At 66.7% G+C, this 16,963-nt stretch carries 19 protein-coding genes and 1 tRNA gene; 5 read left to right on the top strand and 15 right to left on the bottom strand.

Going from position 1 to position 16,963, the window contains the following annotated elements; all coding sequences use genetic code 11:
- The first annotated feature begins 38 nt into the window (after positions 1-38).
- Positions 39-1,409, top strand: coding sequence for a methylenetetrahydrofolate--tRNA-(uracil(54)-C(5))-methyltransferase (FADH(2)-oxidizing) TrmFO (gene trmFO, locus K5Q19_RS05060; protein WP_292941848.1), 1,371 nt, complete (start codon positions 39-41; stop codon positions 1,407-1,409).
- Positions 1,410-1,590: 181 nt separating this feature from the next.
- Here the strand turns inward: trmFO and K5Q19_RS05065 are convergent, their stop codons facing one another.
- From K5Q19_RS05065 to K5Q19_RS05090, 6 genes are all read right to left on the bottom strand, one after another.
- The gene (locus K5Q19_RS05065) at positions 1,591-2,055 is read right to left on the bottom strand and encodes a hypothetical protein (RefSeq protein ID WP_292941850.1); all 465 of its coding nucleotides are present in this window, start codon (positions 2,053-2,055) and stop codon (positions 1,591-1,593) included.
- Positions 2,056-2,144: 89 nt separating this feature from the next.
- Positions 2,145-2,726 (bottom strand): hypothetical protein, encoded by a 582-nt coding sequence (locus K5Q19_RS05070; protein ID WP_292941852.1) that lies wholly within the window; start codon positions 2,724-2,726, stop codon positions 2,145-2,147.
- A gap of 4 nt (positions 2,727-2,730) precedes the next feature.
- Entirely contained in the window at positions 2,731-4,086 is a 1,356-nt protein-coding gene (locus K5Q19_RS05075) for a pyruvate dehydrogenase complex E1 component subunit beta (RefSeq protein ID WP_292941854.1), read from the bottom strand.
- Position 4,087: 1 nt separating this feature from the next.
- Complete coding sequence (gene pdhA / locus K5Q19_RS05080) at positions 4,088-5,200, bottom strand: pyruvate dehydrogenase (acetyl-transferring) E1 component subunit alpha (protein WP_292941856.1); 1,113 nt, start codon at positions 5,198-5,200, stop codon at positions 4,088-4,090.
- 225 nt (positions 5,201-5,425) lie between these two features.
- Positions 5,426-5,502, bottom strand: a tRNA-Arg gene (locus K5Q19_RS05085).
- Between the two features lie 43 nt (positions 5,503-5,545).
- A complete protein-coding gene (locus K5Q19_RS05090; protein WP_292941858.1) occupies positions 5,546-5,974 on the bottom strand; it encodes a (deoxy)nucleoside triphosphate pyrophosphohydrolase in 429 nt (142 codons plus the stop codon).
- Positions 5,975-6,053: 79 nt separating this feature from the next.
- Between K5Q19_RS05090 and K5Q19_RS05095 the strand changes: the two genes are divergently transcribed.
- On the top strand, positions 6,054-6,230 hold the full coding sequence (locus K5Q19_RS05095) for a Flp family type IVb pilin (RefSeq protein ID WP_292941860.1): 177 nt from the start codon (positions 6,054-6,056) through the stop codon (positions 6,228-6,230).
- Positions 6,231-6,445: 215 nt separating this feature from the next.
- Positions 6,446-6,634 (top strand): Flp family type IVb pilin, encoded by a 189-nt coding sequence (locus K5Q19_RS05100; RefSeq protein ID WP_292941862.1) that lies wholly within the window; start codon positions 6,446-6,448, stop codon positions 6,632-6,634.
- A 176-nt stretch (positions 6,635-6,810) separates the two neighbouring features.
- Here K5Q19_RS05100 and K5Q19_RS05105 read toward each other — a convergent pair whose 3' ends face one another.
- The 5 genes from K5Q19_RS05105 to K5Q19_RS05125 all read right to left on the bottom strand — a co-directional run bounded on the left by K5Q19_RS05105 (position 6,811) and on the right by K5Q19_RS05125 (position 12,446).
- A complete protein-coding gene (locus tag K5Q19_RS05105; RefSeq protein WP_292941864.1) occupies positions 6,811-8,286 on the bottom strand; it encodes a M48 family metalloprotease in 1,476 nt (491 codons plus the stop codon).
- A gap of 222 nt (positions 8,287-8,508) precedes the next feature.
- Positions 8,509-9,453: an acetyl-CoA carboxylase carboxyltransferase subunit alpha gene (locus K5Q19_RS05110; protein ID WP_292941866.1), complete on the bottom strand. Its 945-nt coding sequence runs from the start codon at positions 9,451-9,453 to the stop codon at positions 8,509-8,511.
- Between the two features lie 10 nt (positions 9,454-9,463).
- Complete coding sequence (locus tag K5Q19_RS05115) at positions 9,464-10,405, bottom strand: tyrosine recombinase (protein ID WP_292941868.1); 942 nt, start codon at positions 10,403-10,405, stop codon at positions 9,464-9,466.
- A 5-nt stretch (positions 10,406-10,410) separates the two neighbouring features.
- Entirely contained in the window at positions 10,411-12,309 is a 1,899-nt protein-coding gene (locus K5Q19_RS05120; protein ID WP_292941870.1) for a hypothetical protein, read from the bottom strand.
- Positions 12,306-12,446, bottom strand: a complete 141-nt coding sequence (locus K5Q19_RS05125; RefSeq protein ID WP_292941872.1) for a hypothetical protein — start codon at positions 12,444-12,446, stop codon at positions 12,306-12,308. Before K5Q19_RS05125 ends, K5Q19_RS05120 begins: the two co-directional genes overlap by 4 nt.
- A gap of 105 nt (positions 12,447-12,551) precedes the next feature.
- On the opposite strand from K5Q19_RS05125, the gene K5Q19_RS05130 reads away from it, so the two are divergent.
- Both K5Q19_RS05130 and aroB read left to right on the top strand, forming a co-directional pair.
- Positions 12,552-13,133: a shikimate kinase gene (locus K5Q19_RS05130; protein WP_292941874.1), complete on the top strand. Its 582-nt coding sequence runs from the start codon at positions 12,552-12,554 to the stop codon at positions 13,131-13,133.
- Positions 13,124-14,233, top strand: coding sequence for a 3-dehydroquinate synthase (gene aroB / locus K5Q19_RS05135; RefSeq protein WP_292941876.1), 1,110 nt, complete (start codon positions 13,124-13,126; stop codon positions 14,231-14,233). The genes K5Q19_RS05130 and aroB overlap by 10 nt, the downstream gene beginning before the upstream one ends.
- On the opposite strand, the gene K5Q19_RS05140 is transcribed toward aroB, so the two are convergent.
- The 4 genes from K5Q19_RS05140 to K5Q19_RS05155 all read right to left on the bottom strand — a co-directional run bounded on the left by K5Q19_RS05140 (position 14,230) and on the right by K5Q19_RS05155 (position 16,915).
- Positions 14,230-14,682: a DUF488 domain-containing protein gene (locus K5Q19_RS05140; protein ID WP_292941878.1), complete on the bottom strand. Its 453-nt coding sequence runs from the start codon at positions 14,680-14,682 to the stop codon at positions 14,230-14,232. The two genes, aroB and K5Q19_RS05140, sit on opposite strands and share 4 nt — an antisense overlap.
- Before the next feature lie 5 nt (positions 14,683-14,687).
- Positions 14,688-15,059, bottom strand: a complete 372-nt coding sequence (locus tag K5Q19_RS05145) for a tRNA-binding protein (RefSeq protein WP_292941880.1) — start codon at positions 15,057-15,059, stop codon at positions 14,688-14,690.
- Entirely contained in the window at positions 15,059-15,841 is a 783-nt protein-coding gene (locus K5Q19_RS05150) for an enoyl-CoA hydratase-related protein (protein ID WP_292941882.1), read from the bottom strand. Before K5Q19_RS05150 ends, K5Q19_RS05145 begins: the two co-directional genes overlap by 1 nt.
- A 108-nt stretch (positions 15,842-15,949) precedes the next feature.
- Positions 15,950-16,915, bottom strand: a complete 966-nt coding sequence (locus K5Q19_RS05155; protein WP_292941884.1) for a glucokinase — start codon at positions 16,913-16,915, stop codon at positions 15,950-15,952.
- Positions 16,916-16,963 lie beyond the last annotated feature (48 nt).

Raw genomic sequence — 16,963 nt, forward strand, 5'->3', positions numbered from 1 at the left:
GCTTGCGAGGGGCGGGGCGCAATGCCAATGCGCATTGCATGACGCATCAGGTTCACATCATCGGCGGCGGCATGGCCGGAAGCGAGGCGGCGTGGCAGCTGGCGCGGCGCGGCATCCGCGTGCGGCTTTCGGAAATGCGCGGAGGCGGCGACAGCACGGCAGCGCACAACAGCGATGGTCTGGCGGAGCTTGTGTGTTCCAACTCGTTTCGTTCGGACGATGACGAGAAGAACGCGGTCGGCCTGCTGCACTACGAGATGCGCCAGTGCGACAGCCTGCTGATGACGGCGGCGGCCAAGGCGCGGGTTCCGGCAGGCTCGGCACTTGCGGTCGACCGCGATGTGTTTTCGGCGGAAGTGGAGGCCATGCTGCGTGCGCAGCCGACGCTCGAGATCGTGCGCGAGCGGGTCGATGTGCTGCCAACCGATGGACTGACGATTGTCGCGACCGGTCCGCTCACCGCCCCTGCCCTCGCCACCAGCATCGGCGCGGCGACGGGCGCGGATGCCCTTGCCTTCTTCGATGCCATCGCCCCCATCGTCTACCGCGAGTCCATCAACATGGACGTCGCCTGGATGGCCTCGCGCTGGGACAAGGGGGCGGAAGCCAGCCTCGCGATGGGCGGCGACGGGCGCGACTACATCAATTGTCCGATGACGAAGGACCAGTACTTCGCCTTCCGCGAGGAGCTGCTCGCGGGCGAGAAGACCGAGTTCAAGGAATGGGAGGCCAGCACGCCCTACTTCGATGGCTGCATGCCGATCGAGGTCATGGCCGCGCGCGGGGTGGAGACCTTGCGCTTCGGGCCGATGAAGCCAGTGGGGCTCGACAACCCGCACTGGGCGACGGCCGAGCATCCGAACGGTCGCTGGCCTTACGCCGTGGTGCAATTACGGCAGGACAACAAGCTCGGCACCTTGTGGAACATGGTCGGCTTCCAGACCAAGCTGAAGCATGCCGAGCAGGTGCGCGTGTTCCGCACGATCCCGGGGCTGGAGCAGGCCGAGTTCGCGCGATTGGGCGGGCTGCACCGCAACACCTTCCTCAATTCGCCGACACTGCTGGACCGGCAACTGCGGCTGAAATCGGCGCCGCATATCCGCTTTGCCGGGCAGATCACCGGCTGCGAGGGCTATGTCGAAAGCGGTGCGGTGGGGCTGCTGGCAGGCTTGATGACGGCAGCGCAGCTGACCGGCCGCGACTGGACGCCGCCGCCGCGCACGTCCGCGCTGGGGGCGCTGCTGGCGCATATCACCGGGGATGCCGAGGCCGAGACCTATCAGCCGATGAACGTGAATTTCGGCCTGTTCCCGCCGCCGGATCCCTCGATCAGGAAGAAGCAGCGCAAGGAAGCCTATACGGCGCGGGCCAAGGTTGATCTGGCGGGGTGGCTGCCATTGGTGAGCTAAGGAGGGGTCACGCAGAGACGCGGAGAAAGTAGAGAGGCGCACAGCGGTTGCGTTTGCGGCGAAGCCGCTCTCTTTCACCAATCTATGGCGGGGGGCGAACCGGGTTGCAGAAAGCCTGCGGCGCCTCACTCTCTCCTTCTCTGCGTCTCCCTGCTTCCTCTGCGTCTCCGCGTGAACCACTTCAACACTTGCAAGCAGGCTTCTTCGCCTTTTTCTGCTTTGTCGTCGCAAACTCCCCGCGGTTCAGGCTGCCGTCGCCGTTCTTGTCCGCGGCCTTGAAGCGGTTGTCTGTTGCGACGGACCATTCATCGAACGTCAGCAGGTTGTTGCCGTCGACATCGAGCTTGCGGAAATCCTTGACGCGCGGGCTGACCATTTCGGTGCGGGTGATCTTGCCATCGCGGTTCTTGTCGAGCCGGTCGAAGCGCTTCTGCTCGCGCGTGGCTTCATTGGCTTCGGGGAGGCCGGGGCCGATGGCATCGCCGGCTTCGGAATCGGGCAGTGCCTCCTCGGCAGCAGCCGCCGAGGCAAGCGCGAGTTGGGTCGGCGCCGATGGGGGCGAGACGGCCGCGCGGCCCTGCCACCAGAACAGGCCCGAGGCCATGAGCAGCAGCGCGCCAAGCGCGCCCACGAGCATTCGGTTCATTGCTGGGCCTCCCCTGGGGGTACAATCCTCAGGATAAGCTGCAAGGCGCCCATGCGGCAGGGGCAAGTCCTGCCATTTTGGTCAGAGATTCAGCGCCCGATCAGGCCGATGCGGAGAATGGCGAGGAAATCGCGCAAGGGGCCGCCCGGACGGCTTGCCGCTTCGCGCAAGGCCATACCGCGCAGGATCACCAGCGGGCGCAGGGTTCCCGGAACAATAGGTGTGCGACCCTCGGCGGGTTCAAGCCCCAGCCATTCGGCCGCGGCGCGGCGGATGCTCTCGCCGGGGCGCACGCCGCTGAGGCGCGCGAGGGCGCAGACCGCCTCGAGACGTGCCTTGCCGAGCTCTGCGCCGCCATCTTCGCCGACGATGCGGGCTTCCCAGCCATCGACCAACCCGCGCAGCGCCGCGCGTTCGGCATCCCATGCGCGGAGCAAGGCCAGCAACGGCTCACCCAACGGCCATTCGGCGACAGACTGATCGAACCGGTCGCGCCACCAGGCGAGGCGCAGCTGGATCATCAGCGGATCGCGCCCCTCACGCGCAGCATCGGCAAGCCGCCGGTCGAGCAGAAGGAAGCCCTCCCACAGCGCCTGATAGCGGCGCGGTGCATAGAGCACCGCGAGCCGTTCAGGGGGGCTGAGTTCGATATCGCCTGCAGCAGACTCCATCAGATCAGCGGTAGCAGACCTTCTTAACCGCCGCGATCACGCGCGCCGTATCGACCAGCGCGAGCTTCTCGAGGTTGGCGGCATAGGGCAGAGGGACGTCTTCATTGCAGACGCGCAGGACTGGGGCATCGAGGTGATCGAAGCCTTCTTCCATCGCGATGCCGATGATCTCCGAGGCGATCGAACAGAGCGGGAAGCCTTCCTCGACCACGACCATGCGGTTGGTGCGCGACAGGCTTTCGAGCACGGCGGCCTTGTCGAGCGGGCGCAGGGTGCGCAGATCGAGCACTTCGGCCTCGATGCCTTCGGCGGCGAGCTTTTCAGCGGCTTCGAGTGCGAGGCCGACGCCGATCGAATAGCTGACGATGGTGACATCGCGCCCGGCACGCATGGTGCGCGCCTTGCCGATGGGCACGGTGTAATCATCGAGCGCCGGCACATCGAAGCTTCGGCCGTAGACCAGTTCGTTCTCGAGGAAGACGACCGGGTCCTCGCTGCGGATTGCGGACTTCAGGAGGCCCTTGGCGTCGGCCGCATCATAAGGTGCGATGACGATAAGGCCGGGGACCGAGGCGTACCACGGCGCATAGTTCTGGCTGTGCTGCGCGCCGACGCGCGCGGCTGCGCCGTTGGGGCCGCGGAACACGATCGGGCAACGCATCTGGCCGCCCGACATATAGTTGGTCTTGGCCGCCGAATTGATGATGTGGTCGATCGCCTGCATGGCGAAGTTGAACGTCATGAACTCGATGATCGGACGCAGACCGCCCATGGCCGCGCCGGTGCCGATGCCGGCAAAGCCGTATTCAGTGATCGGCGTATCGATCACGCGGCGCGGACCGAATTCCTCGAGCAGACCCTGCGTGACCTTGTAGGCGCCCTGATATTCGGCGACTTCCTCGCCCATCACGAAGACGCGGTCGTCAGCGCGCATTTCCTCGGCCATCGCATCGCGCAAGGCTTCGCGGACCGTGGTGGGGGTCATGGTGGTGCCGGCGGGAACCGGCGCAGGAGCGGGAGCGGCGACGGGCGCGGGCGCCGGTGGTGGTGCGGCCATGACCGGAGCGGGAGCCGGAGCCGGGGCAGCGACGGCCGCGGGTGCGGGCGCGGCAGGTTCGTCATCGCCGGTGATCGTGGCGATCACCGTGCCGACTTTCACGCCTTCGGTGCCTTCGGCCACCATCAGCGCGCCGATAACGCCTTCGTCGACCGCCTCGAATTCCATCGTGGCCTTGTCGGTCTCGATCTCGGCGAGAATGTCGCCGGACTTCACGGTATCGCCGGGCTTGACCAGCCACTTGGCGAGAGTGCCTTCCTCCATCGTCGGGGAAAGCGCGGGCATCTTCAGATCGATCGCCATGTCAGTAGGTCCCCACCAGCACGTCGGTATAGAGTTCGGCAGGTGCCGGTTCGGGTGAGCTTTCGGCGAAATCGGCCGCTTCGGAGACGATTGCACGGATCTTCTTGTCGATCGCCTTGATCGCATCCTCGCTCACGCCCCGGCGCAGCAGATCCTGCTTGGCGCCTTCGATGGGATCGTGGTGGTCGCGCATTTCCTGCACTTCCTCGCGGCTGCGATACTTGGCCGGGTCGGACATCGAGTGGCCGCGGTAGCGATAGGTGTTGAGCTCCATCAGCACCGGGCCATTGCCGGCGCGGACATATTCAAGCGCGACTTCGGCAGCTGCCCGCACTTCGAGCACGTCCATGCCGTTGACGTCCATGCCGGGGATGCGGAAGCCCGTGCCGCGGCGATGGAAATGCGTTTCAGCCGAGCCGCGCTTGACCGCGGTGCCCATGGCGTAGCCGTTGTTCTCGACCACGAAGACGATGGGCAGCTGCCACAGGGCGGCCATGTTGAAGGTTTCGTAGACCTGGCCCTGGTTGGCCGCGCCGTCACCGAAATAGGCCATGCACACGCCGCCATCGCCGCGATACTTGTGCGCGAAGGCAAGCCCGGCACCGAGCGGCACTTGCGCGCCGACGATGCCGTGGCCGCCGTAGAACTTGTGGTCGGTCGAGAACATGTGCATCGAGCCGCCCTTGCCGCGGCTGATGCCCGCGCCGCGCCCGGTCAGCTCGGCCATGATCACCTTGGGATCGATGCCGTAGGCCAGCATGTGTCCGTGATCGCGGTAGCCGGTGATGACGCTGTCGTGGCCTTCCTTGAGCGCCGACTGCAGCCCGACGGCAACCGCTTCCTGGCCGATGTAGAGGTGGCAGAAGCCGCCGATCAGGCCGAGGCCGTAAAGCTGGCCAGCCTTCTCCTCGAAGCGGCGAATCAGCACCATCTGCTCGTAGAAGTGAAGCAGTTCCTCGTCGCTCGCGTCATAGCGCTTGTTGTTGGCGTGGGCCTGCTGGAGGCTGCGCAGTGCGAAGGTAGCTTCATCCTCGGGAGCGGTGGCCGGAGCGGCCGGCGACTTTGCCGCTTTGGTTACGCGCGGCTTGGCGGGCGACTTGGCTGTCTGGGCCAATGCAGTGGTTCCTTGTCTGGCAGCCTGGGGAGGGCAGATGTCATGACAGCACCCCGTCTCAGAGGAGCGCCACAAGCGCCGCTATAGGACCAAGTGCCTGAAATCCGCAACGGCCAAGGCTTCCCGCGCGCGGCTTTCGTATACCTATTCGACGGGTATGCCGGCGCGGTTACGCACACGACCAAGCTGCAGCAAGGAAGCGCAACAACCAGCGATGTGGGGAAATGGCGCACCCGGAACGATTCGAACGTCCGACCCTCAGATTCGTAGTCTGATGCTCTATCCAGCTGAGCTACGGGTGCGTGGAAGCGCGCCTCTATAGCCGCCTACCGGGCTTGGCAACCCCTAATGCAGGTTTTTTAGATGGCGCTGCAACGCGGCGGCCAGCGGCACATCGAGCGGCGGCATCGGTAGTGCCACCAGCGCCTCGGCGTTCAGCCATTGCAGCTCGCTCCCCGGCTCGGGCACGGGCGTGCCTTCCCAGCATCGGCAGGTGTAGAGCAGAAGCACCAGCGGGCGCGCACCTTCGCCTTCAGGATTGGCGGCAAACATCAGTGGGACCATATCCGCAGCCCGTATGGTGACCGACAGCTCCTCTGAAATCTCCCGGACGAGTGCAGCTGCAGGCCCCTCCCCCGGCTCGACCTTTCCACCGGGAAACTCCCAGAGCCCGCCGTGGGCCCGCGTCTCGGGTCGGCGCTGCATCAGCACGCGATCGGAAGTGTCGAGAAGCGCCAGCGCCACGACGACAAGCAGCGTCGGCTTCGTTTCCATACTTAGGCAGTCCGTTTATCTATTGTTAGCCCTGCTGGCCTTATAGTCAGTAAAGACGCGGACAGGGGAACTCCGATTGATGTGGGACTATGTCCGCAAGCCACTGGTGGATGACACCGGTGCTACCGCCATCGAGTATGGCTTGCTCATCGGCGTCATTGCAATGACGATGTTCATTGGCATGAACGCATTCGTGAACTCGCTGCATTTCATGTACAACACGATCGACACAAACCTGGTGAAGGCCAAAAAGTAGGCCTTCCGGCGTATGATCGCCTTCTGCCTAACGGGAAACGCCTACCCGGACCGACGCAGACATCAGCAAAGCCAGCAACAATTCAAGATAATGCGTCTTTACGATTTCGCAGGGAATGCCGGATATTTTGACACTGGCAATTTCGTGTGGCCGGGGGGTCGCAGGAGCGAAAGAGCAGGACAGCGGCGCCAGTCGCTATGTGGAGGACCATTCGTATGACACTTCTCAAGACGCTTCTTCGGGACGAAGAAGGCGCCACGGCCATCGAATACGGCCTGATTGCCGCCCTGATCGCGGTTGCCGCGATCACCGCCATGGGCGCGCTGGGCAACTCGCTTTCGAACACCTTTACGCAAGTTTCCACCAAGATGAACAACGCCGCAGACGGCAAGGGTCCGTTCTAAGGACTCTACCAATCCGGTTGCCCGGTCGAATGCGGGAGCGTGGTTCGCTGCGCTCCCGTTTTCGTATGTGTGGCAGGGAACGCCGGTCAAAACACAGAAACAGCAGCCGGTAACGGCCAGACTGCCGCCTGATTCCGGTTGTTGCTCTGGGCGCCTCCCCGATCAGGCGCAGGCCCTCAATAGACGATCAGTTTGACCCGCGAACCCGGCACGAGCGCGGTTTGCGCAGACATCGAATTGAGCACGAGAAACCGGTCGAGCGGGCGGTCGTCGTAGGCCATGCGCCGCGCGAGCGACTGCACGGTGTCGCCTTTCTTGACAGTCACCACCATCAGCCGCCGTGCCCGCACGGCACCGGCCTCGCCAATGGTGATGCGCCGCATCGACGAAAACATCGGATCGAAGGTGCTGGCCTGGCCGGCCGCACTGATCGTGGTAAAGTGGAATGCCTGCCCTGCCCCCCAGGCATAGGCGAAGACGACGACATCGCGCGCACCGTCGCTGGTGTTGACGCGAGTCATGCCATAGGCCGCCGGGATGCCGTTGACCGTGGTCGTGCGGACATCGTCGGGCGCAATGCGCTGCTGATCGGAAAGGCCGGCGAAGACGGCGCGGACATAGGCATCGAGATTGCCCGAATAGGGCGCCGTGGACATCTCCCCTTTCCCCGACTGGCCGCTGATCGAAACCGAGCGCGTGCCGTTGACGAGGTAGAAGCCCTGCGGAGCCTGGAAGCTCAGGCGGAAGCCCGGGTGGACGAACTTGCGCCCACTGACCACGCCCTGCTTGGGATCATCGCCATAGGTTATGCCGTCGACGCGGGTGAGGAAGAGATCGCGGTTGGTCATGCCGCGCGCGTTCGGGCCGGCCAGCGCGAGCGCCGCTGTGACGCGCGAGGCGGGATCGGGGTGGGTGCTCGCCCATTCCGGCACTTTGTCGGCGGTTCCGGTGAGCTGGGCATCGAGCGCGGTCTGTTGCGCAAGGCTGCGCAGCACGGTGCCCATGGCACGCGGATCGTACCCGGCGCGCTTCAGATAGGTGACACCTAGCGAATCGGCCTCGGTCTCCTGCCCGCGCGAATAACGCAAGGTGAGCAGCTGGCTGCCGGTGGAGAAGATCTTCTGCCCCAGCTGGCCGAGCGCCGAATTGCCGAGCACTGCACCCGCCAGCACCGAGCCGAGCACGCCAAGCACCGTGTTGCGCGTCGCCGCACTCTGCCGCTTCTGCGAATGGCGCGCGGCGACATGGCCGACTTCGTGGCCGAGCACGCCGGCGAGCTCTGCCTCATTGTTCATCAGCGCGACAAGCTGGCGCGTGACGTAGACATAGCCTCCCGGAATGGCGAAGGCATTGTTCACGGGCGAATTGAGCAGCGTCACGGTAAAGTCGCTGCGCGCATTGCCGAGCCCGGACTGGAGCGCAATCGTCTTGCCGACGCTTTCGACATAGGTCGCCTGCGGCCCGGTCAAGCCGCCGCCGAACTCGGCGAGGAGTTGCGGATGAGCCTTGGCGCCCTGCGCCTTGTCGGCCGCGCTGATCGTGGCGACAGTGCCTTGCGCGCCGGCGCTTGTGGTCGGCACCGCAGGCCCCGCAAGCACGAGGCCGCCAGCCCCGGCAGCCAGCAGGAACGCGCGAAACGGGCGAATGGTCATAGTCTCTCCCCTGCGCCAGCCAGAGCCTTGCCCGATCCGGCGATGACGTCAGGCTAACCTAGCCTTGCCTGCTCCGGCAAGACCAGAGGCTTCTGACCCCGGATGATCGGATCAGGCAACGTCGCTCTCCGAAAATGGGGACAGTCCCCATTTTTGGAAGCATCACTTGGGCGCGTGAAACGTTTTAAGATCAAAAAGATAAAAGGGGACTGTCCCTGTTATTCAATTGCCGATGCGCAGGAACCGTTCAGCGCGAAGCGCGCGCAAGGTATCGGCGGGCTTGCCGGCGAGCGCGGAGAGTTCCTCGGCAATCGCCTTGCCAAGCGCCACCGCAGCCCCGGTGCCGTCGCGGTGTGCGCCGCCCACAGGCTCCGGCACGATGCGGTCGATCACGCCGAGCGCGAGGAGGTCCTGCGCGGTCATGCGCATGGCCTCGGCGGCTTCGGGGGCCTTTTCGGCGGTGCGCCAGAGGATCGAGGCGCAGCCTTCCGGCGAGATCACCGAATAGACGGCATGTTCAAACATCAGCACACGCTCGGCGCTGGCGAGCGCAACCGCGCCGCCCGAGCCGCCCTCCCCCACGATCGCGGCGACCATCGGCACGCCCAGCGCGAGGCAGGCTTCGGTGCTGCGCGCAATGGCTTCTGCCTGGCCGCGCTCTTCGGCCTCGATCCCCGGGAACGCGCCCGAAGTATCGACCAGCGTGACGACCGGCAGGCCATAGCGGCTCGCCATTTCCATCAAGCGGATCGCCTTGCGGTAGCCCTCGGGCTTGCCCATGCCGAAGTTGTGGCGAATGCGGCTCTGGGTATCGTGGCCCTTCTCGTGGCCGATCAGCATGACCGCGCGGCCTTCGAGCGTGGCGAAGCCGCCGACGATGGCATGATCCTCGCCGAACTTGCGATCACCGCCCAAGGGCATGAAATCGGTGAAGGCCTTGCTGACATAGTCGCGGAAATGCGGGCGCGAAGGATGGCGCGCGACCTGCGTCTTCTGCCAGGGCGTCAGCGAGCGGTACGTGCTGGCGAGCAGTTCGGCCGACTTGGCTTCGAGGCGGCGAATCTCGGAGGTGATGTCGAGCGCGCCCGTTTGCGCCGTTTCGCGCAGTTCGGCGATGCGCGCCTCGAGCGCGGCGATCGGCTTTTCGAATTCGAGATAGGAAATCATTTGCGCCGCGCTAAGGCTGGCTCGCCGCCGGGTCAACCTTTGCGGCCGTGTTTTGCGCCGGCGCCGTTTGCATTCCTGGACCAAGGGGATGGCGGCTGTTGACCAGCGCGACGAGCCGGGCGGCATCGACATGGGTGTAGATCTGTGTCGTCGCGATATCGGCATGGCCGAGCAGGGTCTGCAGCACACGCAAGTCCGCGCCGCCTTCCAGCAGATGCGTGGCAAAGGCATGGCGCAGCACGTGAGGGCTGACCTTTTCAGGATCGAGCCCGGCACGGAGCGCAAGATCGCGCAAGAGCTGGAACAGGCGCACGCGCGTGAGGTGGCCGCCACGCGGGCTGGGAAAGACCCAGCGCCCGCCCTTTGGTCGCAGCGTCAGCCAGCGGGCGAGTGCGGCACTTGCGCGCTGGCTGACCGGGACCATTCGCTGCTGGCCGCCCTTGCCCGTAATCATCAGGAAAGGCGCATCGCGCGGGACGGCTGCCAGCGGCAGCGAGACAAGCTCGGTGGCGCGCAGGCCCGAGCCATAGAGCAGTTCGAGCAGGGCCAGCATCCGGGCGCCCTCCCCCGCCTCCGCCTCGCTCTCAGCCAGCGTGAACAGCGCAGCGATATCGGCGTGGCCGAGCAGGCGCGGCAGCGGGCGGCGGATGCGCGGACGTGGCAGCGCAGCGGAGGGGTCGTCGCTGCGCAGGCCCTCGTCCGCGAGGAAGCCGTAGAACTGGCGCAGCGCCGAGGATTTCCGCGCCAGGCTGGAGGGGGCAAGATCGCGCCAGGCTTCGGCGAGGCTGGCGATGGCTGTGCTGTCTGCCATGACGAGATCGCCGATTTCCTTGCGCGCGGCGCGCAGGTCGCGTCCATAGGCGGCGAGCGTGTTGGCAGCGGCGCCCCGTTCGGCGGCGAGCATCGCAAGGAAGGCGGCGATGGGATCGCCAGGGGTGGCCCGCGGCGCCATCCCCGTCAGACCCGCGCCACGGCCTCCGCCGCGATCATCCGCGCCTCGCCCTCAAGCCCGGCCCGGCGCAGCGCGGCGACGATGTGGTAGAGGTGCAGCGGGGTCATCTTGTCCCACCCGCTGCCTTGCATGCCGAACCCGGCGAGCAGGGCGACCAGCACGGGATTCTCCGATGCGGCTGCGGCATCGATGGCCTGTGTCCAGCGCGTCTGGCGTGCGAGGTCCAGCTTGAGATCGCCCGCGACGCGGCGCGCGGTGGCGGGATCGACCCGGCCGAGGCCCATCAGCCCCGCAAGGAGAAAGCGCGAGCGCAGGCCGCCGGTGCTGGTATCGCCCGACTGGAAGGTGCCGAGCGTATCGGCGCTGATCGGGGCAGACTTGGCGGGTGCGGCGAGCGCGATCAGGCCCCAGGCCTCGCTGCCCGCAGGCACCATGCTCGCCCAGCGCGCCGCATTGCGATCAAGCCCGGCGGTGAGCATCGAGGCGATCAGCGCCTTGGCATCGCCCGAGAGATTGGCATCGGGCGTAATGCGCGCGGTGGCATAGGCGGTTAGCACAAGGCGCGAATAGGCGCGGTCCGGATCGCTGGCATCGCCCCACAGGCTGCGGATGGCCGAGAGCCGGTCCGCCACATCGGCAGCGAGATAGGCGCTGCGCAGCGTATCGGCGAGCGGGCCCCAGGTGCGATCGGGCTCGTCCAGCGCGTGGATCTCGCTGTAGAGATCGACCATCGCGGCGGACGAGAGAATGCCGCGCTCGGCCGCGATATCGGCCGCTTCGGCGCGCGCGGTGAGCGGGAGCATCGGCGCGCGCACCGCCAGCACGGCATAGGCGGCGCCCGCCTGCTTGCGCAGCGCTTCGGGCGGTTCGAGGCCGGTGGCGAGCGCGAGGCCCGTGCGCCACGGCGTGAGGCCATCCACCCCGGCCCACTCGATCTTCACCGCGCGGTGGCCCTGGCTGGCGGCACCCGCGAACTTCTGGGCGAGGAGGATATCGATCTTGGGCGCGACGCCCTTGCGCATGGCGTTATCGAGCACGGCGAGCGCGGGCGCGCCTTCCCCGCCGGTGAACGCGGTGCAGATCGCGCGGGTCAGCGTCCAGTCCCACCCCGGCCGACCAGCGGCGGTAAGCGCAGTGATCGGGCAGAGGCCGACCGGATCGGCCGTCGCGAGGAAGCTGCCCATCGCCGCGTCCTCGAGCGTCTTCGTATAGAAGCCGCTGTCGACTTCCTGCACCATGGCGCGCGCTGCGTCGGCCTCTCCCATGCGGAGGAGCACCTGCGCCCGCAGCGCCGCCCAGTCCGCGCCGTTCATGCCGACGGGCGTATCGAGACGGCTGGCAAGGGCACGGCGGAGCATGATGTGGCCCCAGCGCGAGACAAGATCGCCGCCCATCCTGCTGAGCAGCCCGGCGACGAAGGGGCCGTTCAGATAGTGGCTGGAGACCGCAGGGAAGCCGCCATCGGCCTGATCGAAGAAACCGACGCGCGAAAGGCTGCGCTGCGCCTGGGGCGGGATGTCCGCCCGCGGCTTGGCACTGGCGATCAACTGGTCGACGAGCGCCGGATCGATATCGGCAAGCCCATCGGCGGCTGCGGCCGGCGCGGCGGCCGCTGGCGCGGGATTGCCGGGGACCGGCTGGACCGTCGGCACGGCAACAGCCTGCGGTGTGGGCGAGGATGCCGGGCGCTGCACGGTGACCACGGCGGGCGTGCCCGAACGGGCCGGTGCGGGCGCGCTGATGGCGCCAGGTCGTGGCGGCGTCTGCGGCTTGCGGACCGGAGCGGCCGGCTTGTCGTCAAAACCCGGTGGAAGCAGCGATTCCTGCGCGGTTACGGCCAGCGCCGATAGCGCACCGATGGCGGCGCAGCTCAGCGCGGCAAGGCGAATGCGGCGCAGGTTCATGAAGCGGCCTGCGCGCTCGGCGCCGCGACAGGCGTCTCGATCCAGCGTGTCGGCTGCGTATCACCCATGATCCATGCCAATGCCACTATCGCCACCACCACCAAGAGGCCGCCCAATGCCAGAATTCGAGCTTTCACCAAACACGCTCCTGCGGCCGCTGACCTCGCCCGCTTCCGGGGCTTCGCCGCAGCTCTTGCACAACCCTTGCGCTCGGCCCTAGCGCAACTATAGGCGGCGCGGCAATGGAGCACGACGACCCCGCCTTCTCAGCCGCCGCGGTCCAGCGGCTGGCCGCCCGCATCGATCGGCCGATCGTGCTGGTCGGCATGATGGGCGTGGGCAAGACAACAGTGGGGCGCAAGCTCGCCACCATGCTGAACGTGCCGTTCTGCGACGCCGACGAGGAAATCGAAAAGGCGGCGCAGATGTCCATCCCGGAGATCTTCGCGCAGTTTGGCGAGCCCTACTTCCGCAGCGGCGAACGCCGGGTGATCGCGCGGCTGGTGGGCGAGGACGGCGCCCCGGTGCGCCGGGTGCTGGCGACGGGCGGCGGCGCCTTTGTCGATCCCGAAACACGCGCGCTGATCCTGCAGCGCGCGATTGCGGTGTGGCTCGACAGCGACCTTGACACGCTGGTGATGCGGGTTGGGCGCAAGAGCAATCGCCCGCTGCTGAAGAACGGCAACCCGCGCGAGATTCTGGCAAAGCTCAAGGCCGAGCGCGGCCCCGCCTATGCCGAAGCGCCGATCCATGTGAAGAGCGGCAACCAGCCCCATCAGGCCACCGCGCTCACCATCCTGAAGGCAATCGACGCATGGCTGTGATCCCCGTCAATATCGCCGGCGCGCCTTATGAGGTGCGGATCGAAGCCGGATTGCTGGCGGCGGCGGGCACCCATTGCCGGCCGTTCATTCGCGGCGGCAAGGTTGCGGTCGTGACCGACGAGCGCGTGGCCGCGGCATGGCGCGAAACTGTGGCGGGTTCGCTGCTTGCGGCCGGCATCGCCAGTGAATGGCTGGTGCTGCCCGCAGGCGAGAGCACCAAGAGCTGGGAGTTCCTCGCCCGCACCGCCGAATGGCTGCTCGAGCAGGGCGTGGAACGCAAGGACAGCGTGATCGCGCTGGGCGGCGGAGTGATCGGGGACCTGACGGGCTTTGCCGCATCGATGGTCAAGCGCGGCTGCGGTTTCATCCAGATGCCGACGACCTTGCTGGCGCAGGTCGATTCGAGCGTGGGCGGGAAGACCGCGATCAACACCTCGGCGGGCAAGAACCTCGTTGGCGCATTCCATCAGCCGGTGCTGGTGCTGGCTGATCCGCTGGCGCTCGATACACTTCCGCTGCGAGAGACGCGCGCGGGCTATGCCGAAGTCGTGAAATACGGCCTGATCGACGATGCCGAATTCTTCTACTGGTGCGAGGCGCATGGCCCGGCGCTGCTTGCAGGCGGTGCCAGGGCGCGCGAGCATGCGATTGCCAAGAGCGTTGCGGCCAAGGCGCGGATCGTGGCGGCGGACGAAAAGGAAACGCTGGGCGTGCGCGCGCTGCTCAATCTGGGCCATACCTTCGGCCATGCGCTGGAGGCCGAGACGGGCTTTTCGGACCGGCTGCTCCACGGTGAGGGGGTCGCGCTCGGCATGGTGCTGGCGGCGCGCTATTCGGCGCGGATCGGGCTGATGAGCGGGCAGGATGCGCAGCGGGTGGCAGCGCACATCGGCGCAGCAGGCCTGCCGTCATCGCTTGGCGCGCTGGGCCTTGCGTGTGATGGCGCGCGGCTCAAGGCGCATATGCTCCACGACAAGAAGATGGACGCGGGCACCCTGCCCTTCCTGCTGATGCGCGGGATCGGGCAGACATTCCTCGCCAAGGACGTCGATCTGGCGGACGTCGCCGCGTTTCTCGATGGGGAATTGGCGCGCGGCTAGGACGGATCGTCCGGCAGCAGATCGACGGCTTCAAACCCCGGCAGGACCGCCTCGCGCAGCAAAGTGCGGTGGCATTCGGCGGCGGCGCGCTCGTAGCACAGCAGAGCAACCTTGCGCTCGGAAGCCAGCTCGGCCAGCACCGCACCGGCTGCAATCGCCTCGGGCAGTTCGAGCTGCGCGGCATAGATGCTGGAAAGCGCCGCGTGATCGCCGCGCCGTGCCGCCGCGCGGCCATTGGCAGGCGTGCCCAGCGCCTTGAAATGGCGATATTCGATCCCGGCTTCGTGCGCGGCCCCGGCCAGCGCGGTCTTGGAAAAGCCCGGTCGCCGCGAGAGCGGGAGTGCGCGCACATCGGCGAGGACTTCCACCCCGGCGCGCGAAAGGGCGGCCATCAGCCCGGCCACGGTCGCCTGTTCATAGCCGATGGTCCAGATGGTCTGGCCGGGCATCTGGGTTAAAACAGCCGGGCGCCGTTGGGCACCTTGCCGTCCAGCGCGAAGAGGACCACGCGGCCTTCCTCGTCCGGGAAGCCGACCGTCAGGACTTCGGACATGAACTTGCCGATCTGGCGCGGCGGGAAATTGACCACGGCCGCGACCTGTCGGCCAATCAGCTCCTCCGGCGTGTAGAGCGCGGCGATCTGTGCGCTCGAACGTTTGACCCCGATCCCCGCCCCGAAGTCGATCGCCAGCTTGAGGCTGGGCTTGCGCGCTTCGGGATAGGGTTCGGCGCTCACGATCGTGCCCATGCGGATATCGACCTTGAGGAAATCGTCAAAGCCGATGAGATCTGCCGCTGGGGCTGCAGGATCGTGTTCGAGATGCATTACTGACCCTTGAAGTCTGCTTTCCGCTTTTCGAGGAAGGCGCGGATGCCCTCGGCAGCGTCGGCGCTGTCGCCGGCCTTCCACTGGCCTTCCGCTTCGATCAGTAGCGCGGCGGGGAGATCGGTTTCAAGCGCGCGGGCGACGTTCTGGCGCATCACGCCGAGCGCCACGGTCGGCCCGTTGGCGAGGCGTTCGGCCAGCGCCATGGCTTCGTCCATCAGCGCACCGTCGTCGACCGCCTTGTAGATCATGCCCCATTCCTCGGCCTTCTCGGCGCCAATACGCTCGCCCAGCATCATCATCTGCAGCGCGCGCGACTTGCCGATCAGGCGCGGCAGAACCCAGCTGGCGCCGCCATCGGGCACGAGGCCGATGTTGACGAAGGCCTGCAGGAAGTAGGCGCTCTTTGCCGCGAGCACGAAATCGCCCATCAGCGCGATAGAGCAGCCGACGCCGGCGGCAGGGCCATTGACCGCGGTGACCAGCGGCACGCCAAGACGCGAGAGCTTGGCGATCATCGGGTTGTAATGCTCAGTCAGCGCCTTGTAGCTGCCAGCACCGCCTGCCACGCTGCGCTTGCCGGTCGCGGCAAGATCCGCGCCCGAGCAGAAGGCGCGGCCTTCGCCGGTGATCACGACCGCGCGCGCACCTTCGAGATCATAGAGCGCATCGCCGATCTCGACCGCCATGTTGGGCGGGCAGGCGTTGAGCCGTTCCGGACGGTTGAGCACGATGCGGCGGACATTGCCGACCATTTCGACGCGGATCGTTTCGTAGGACATCGCTCTTTCCCTTAATCGCTCGGTTAAGGGCATGGCTAAGCCAGCCTTGCCTGCTTGGCAAGCGGGTTCAGCCGGTCCTCACAAAAGCGCCAAGGTTCAGCCCAGGTATCAGGAATGCGCCTGCGCGAAGGCCGCTGCCGCCCCGAACAGGCCCGGCTGGGGATGGGTGATGAGCTTGACCGGCATGGCCGCCATCAGGCTTTCGAACCGGCCCTTCGAGGTGAAGCGTTCGGCAAAGCCCGAGCGCACCAGCGTATCCTTGATGCGCAGGCCAAGCCCGCCCGCCATGACCAGCGCGCCCGCGCCGTGGGCCAGCGCCAGATCGCCCGCCACGCTGCCGAGCGAGAGACAGAAGCGGTCCACGGCGGCGGCGGCAAGGCTGTCTTCCCCGCTGGTGCCGAGCGCCCAGAGTTCCTTGTCGGTCAGCGAAGTGATCGCGCGGCCTTCAATGCTGGCCAGCGTTTCGTAGATATCGACGATTCCGGGGCCGGCCACGACGCGCTCTGCCGAGACGCGGCGGTGACGCCCGCGCAGCCGGGCGAGGATGGCATCCTCGATCTTGTCGAGCGGGGCGTAATCGATGTGGCCGCCTTCGGTGGGCTGGACATGATAAGTGCCGCGCTGGCGCCAGAGCTGCGCAACCCCCAGCCCGGTGCCGGGTCCGACGACGCTGATCGTGCCTTCTTCCGGCAGCGGCACTTCGGGGCCGCAGAGATGGAGGAAGTGCGCATCGTCTGCCTGCGCGACCGCATGCGCCACGGCGGCAAAGTCGTTGACAACGACATAGTCCGGCGCGCTCAGCTTCTCGGGGATCAGCCCGGGGCGGATAATCCACGGGTTGTTGGTGAAGCGGATGATCTCCCCGCCGACCGGCCCCGCAACGGCAATCGCCACAGCCGGCGGCAGCGTGCCGCCGGAGATGCGCGCAAACTCTTCCCAGGCCAGCTGGAAGCTGGGGTGGTCGGCGGTCTTGAGCGTGACCGCCTCCCCCAGCGAGACAACGCGCCCGGCCTCGACTTCGGCCAGTGCAAAGCGGGCGTGCGTTCCGCCGATATCGACCGCGACCAGTTGCATGTTCTTCGTCCCCCCTCTTCGCGTCCGGCTTGTCGTGCCGGTTCGCCT

The organism is Novosphingobium sp., from assembly GCF_019748365.1.
GTDB lineage: Bacteria > Pseudomonadota > Alphaproteobacteria > Sphingomonadales > Sphingomonadaceae > Novosphingobium.

Coding starts and splice junctions, on each gene's coding strand:
- trmFO (WP_292941848.1), top strand. CDS start 39: ATGACGCATCAGGTTCACATCATCGGCGGCGGCATGGCCGGAAGCGAG.
- K5Q19_RS05065 (WP_292941850.1), bottom strand. CDS start 2,055: ATGAACCGAATGCTCGTGGGCGCGCTTGGCGCGCTGCTGCTCATGGCC.
- K5Q19_RS05070 (WP_292941852.1), bottom strand. CDS start 2,726: ATGGAGTCTGCTGCAGGCGATATCGAACTCAGCCCCCCTGAACGGCTC.
- K5Q19_RS05075 (WP_292941854.1), bottom strand. CDS start 4,086: ATGGCGATCGATCTGAAGATGCCCGCGCTTTCCCCGACGATGGAGGAA.
- K5Q19_RS05090 (WP_292941858.1), bottom strand. CDS start 5,974: ATGGAAACGAAGCCGACGCTGCTTGTCGTCGTGGCGCTGGCGCTTCTC.
- K5Q19_RS05095 (WP_292941860.1), top strand. CDS start 6,054: ATGTGGGACTATGTCCGCAAGCCACTGGTGGATGACACCGGTGCTACC.
- K5Q19_RS05100 (WP_292941862.1), top strand. CDS start 6,446: ATGACACTTCTCAAGACGCTTCTTCGGGACGAAGAAGGCGCCACGGCC.
- K5Q19_RS05105 (WP_292941864.1), bottom strand. CDS start 8,286: ATGACCATTCGCCCGTTTCGCGCGTTCCTGCTGGCTGCCGGGGCTGGC.
- K5Q19_RS05110 (WP_292941866.1), bottom strand. CDS start 9,453: ATGATTTCCTATCTCGAATTCGAAAAGCCGATCGCCGCGCTCGAGGCG.
- K5Q19_RS05115 (WP_292941868.1), bottom strand. CDS start 10,405: ATGGCGCCGCGGGCCACCCCTGGCGATCCCATCGCCGCCTTCCTTGCG.
- K5Q19_RS05120 (WP_292941870.1), bottom strand. CDS start 12,309: ATGAACCTGCGCCGCATTCGCCTTGCCGCGCTGAGCTGCGCCGCCATC.
- K5Q19_RS05130 (WP_292941874.1), top strand. CDS start 12,552: ATGGAGCACGACGACCCCGCCTTCTCAGCCGCCGCGGTCCAGCGGCTG.
- aroB (WP_292941876.1), top strand. CDS start 13,124: ATGGCTGTGATCCCCGTCAATATCGCCGGCGCGCCTTATGAGGTGCGG.
- K5Q19_RS05140 (WP_292941878.1), bottom strand. CDS start 14,682: ATGCCCGGCCAGACCATCTGGACCATCGGCTATGAACAGGCGACCGTG.
- K5Q19_RS05145 (WP_292941880.1), bottom strand. CDS start 15,059: ATGCATCTCGAACACGATCCTGCAGCCCCAGCGGCAGATCTCATCGGC.
- K5Q19_RS05150 (WP_292941882.1), bottom strand. CDS start 15,841: ATGTCCTACGAAACGATCCGCGTCGAAATGGTCGGCAATGTCCGCCGC.
- K5Q19_RS05155 (WP_292941884.1), bottom strand. CDS start 16,915: ATGCAACTGGTCGCGGTCGATATCGGCGGAACGCACGCCCGCTTTGCA.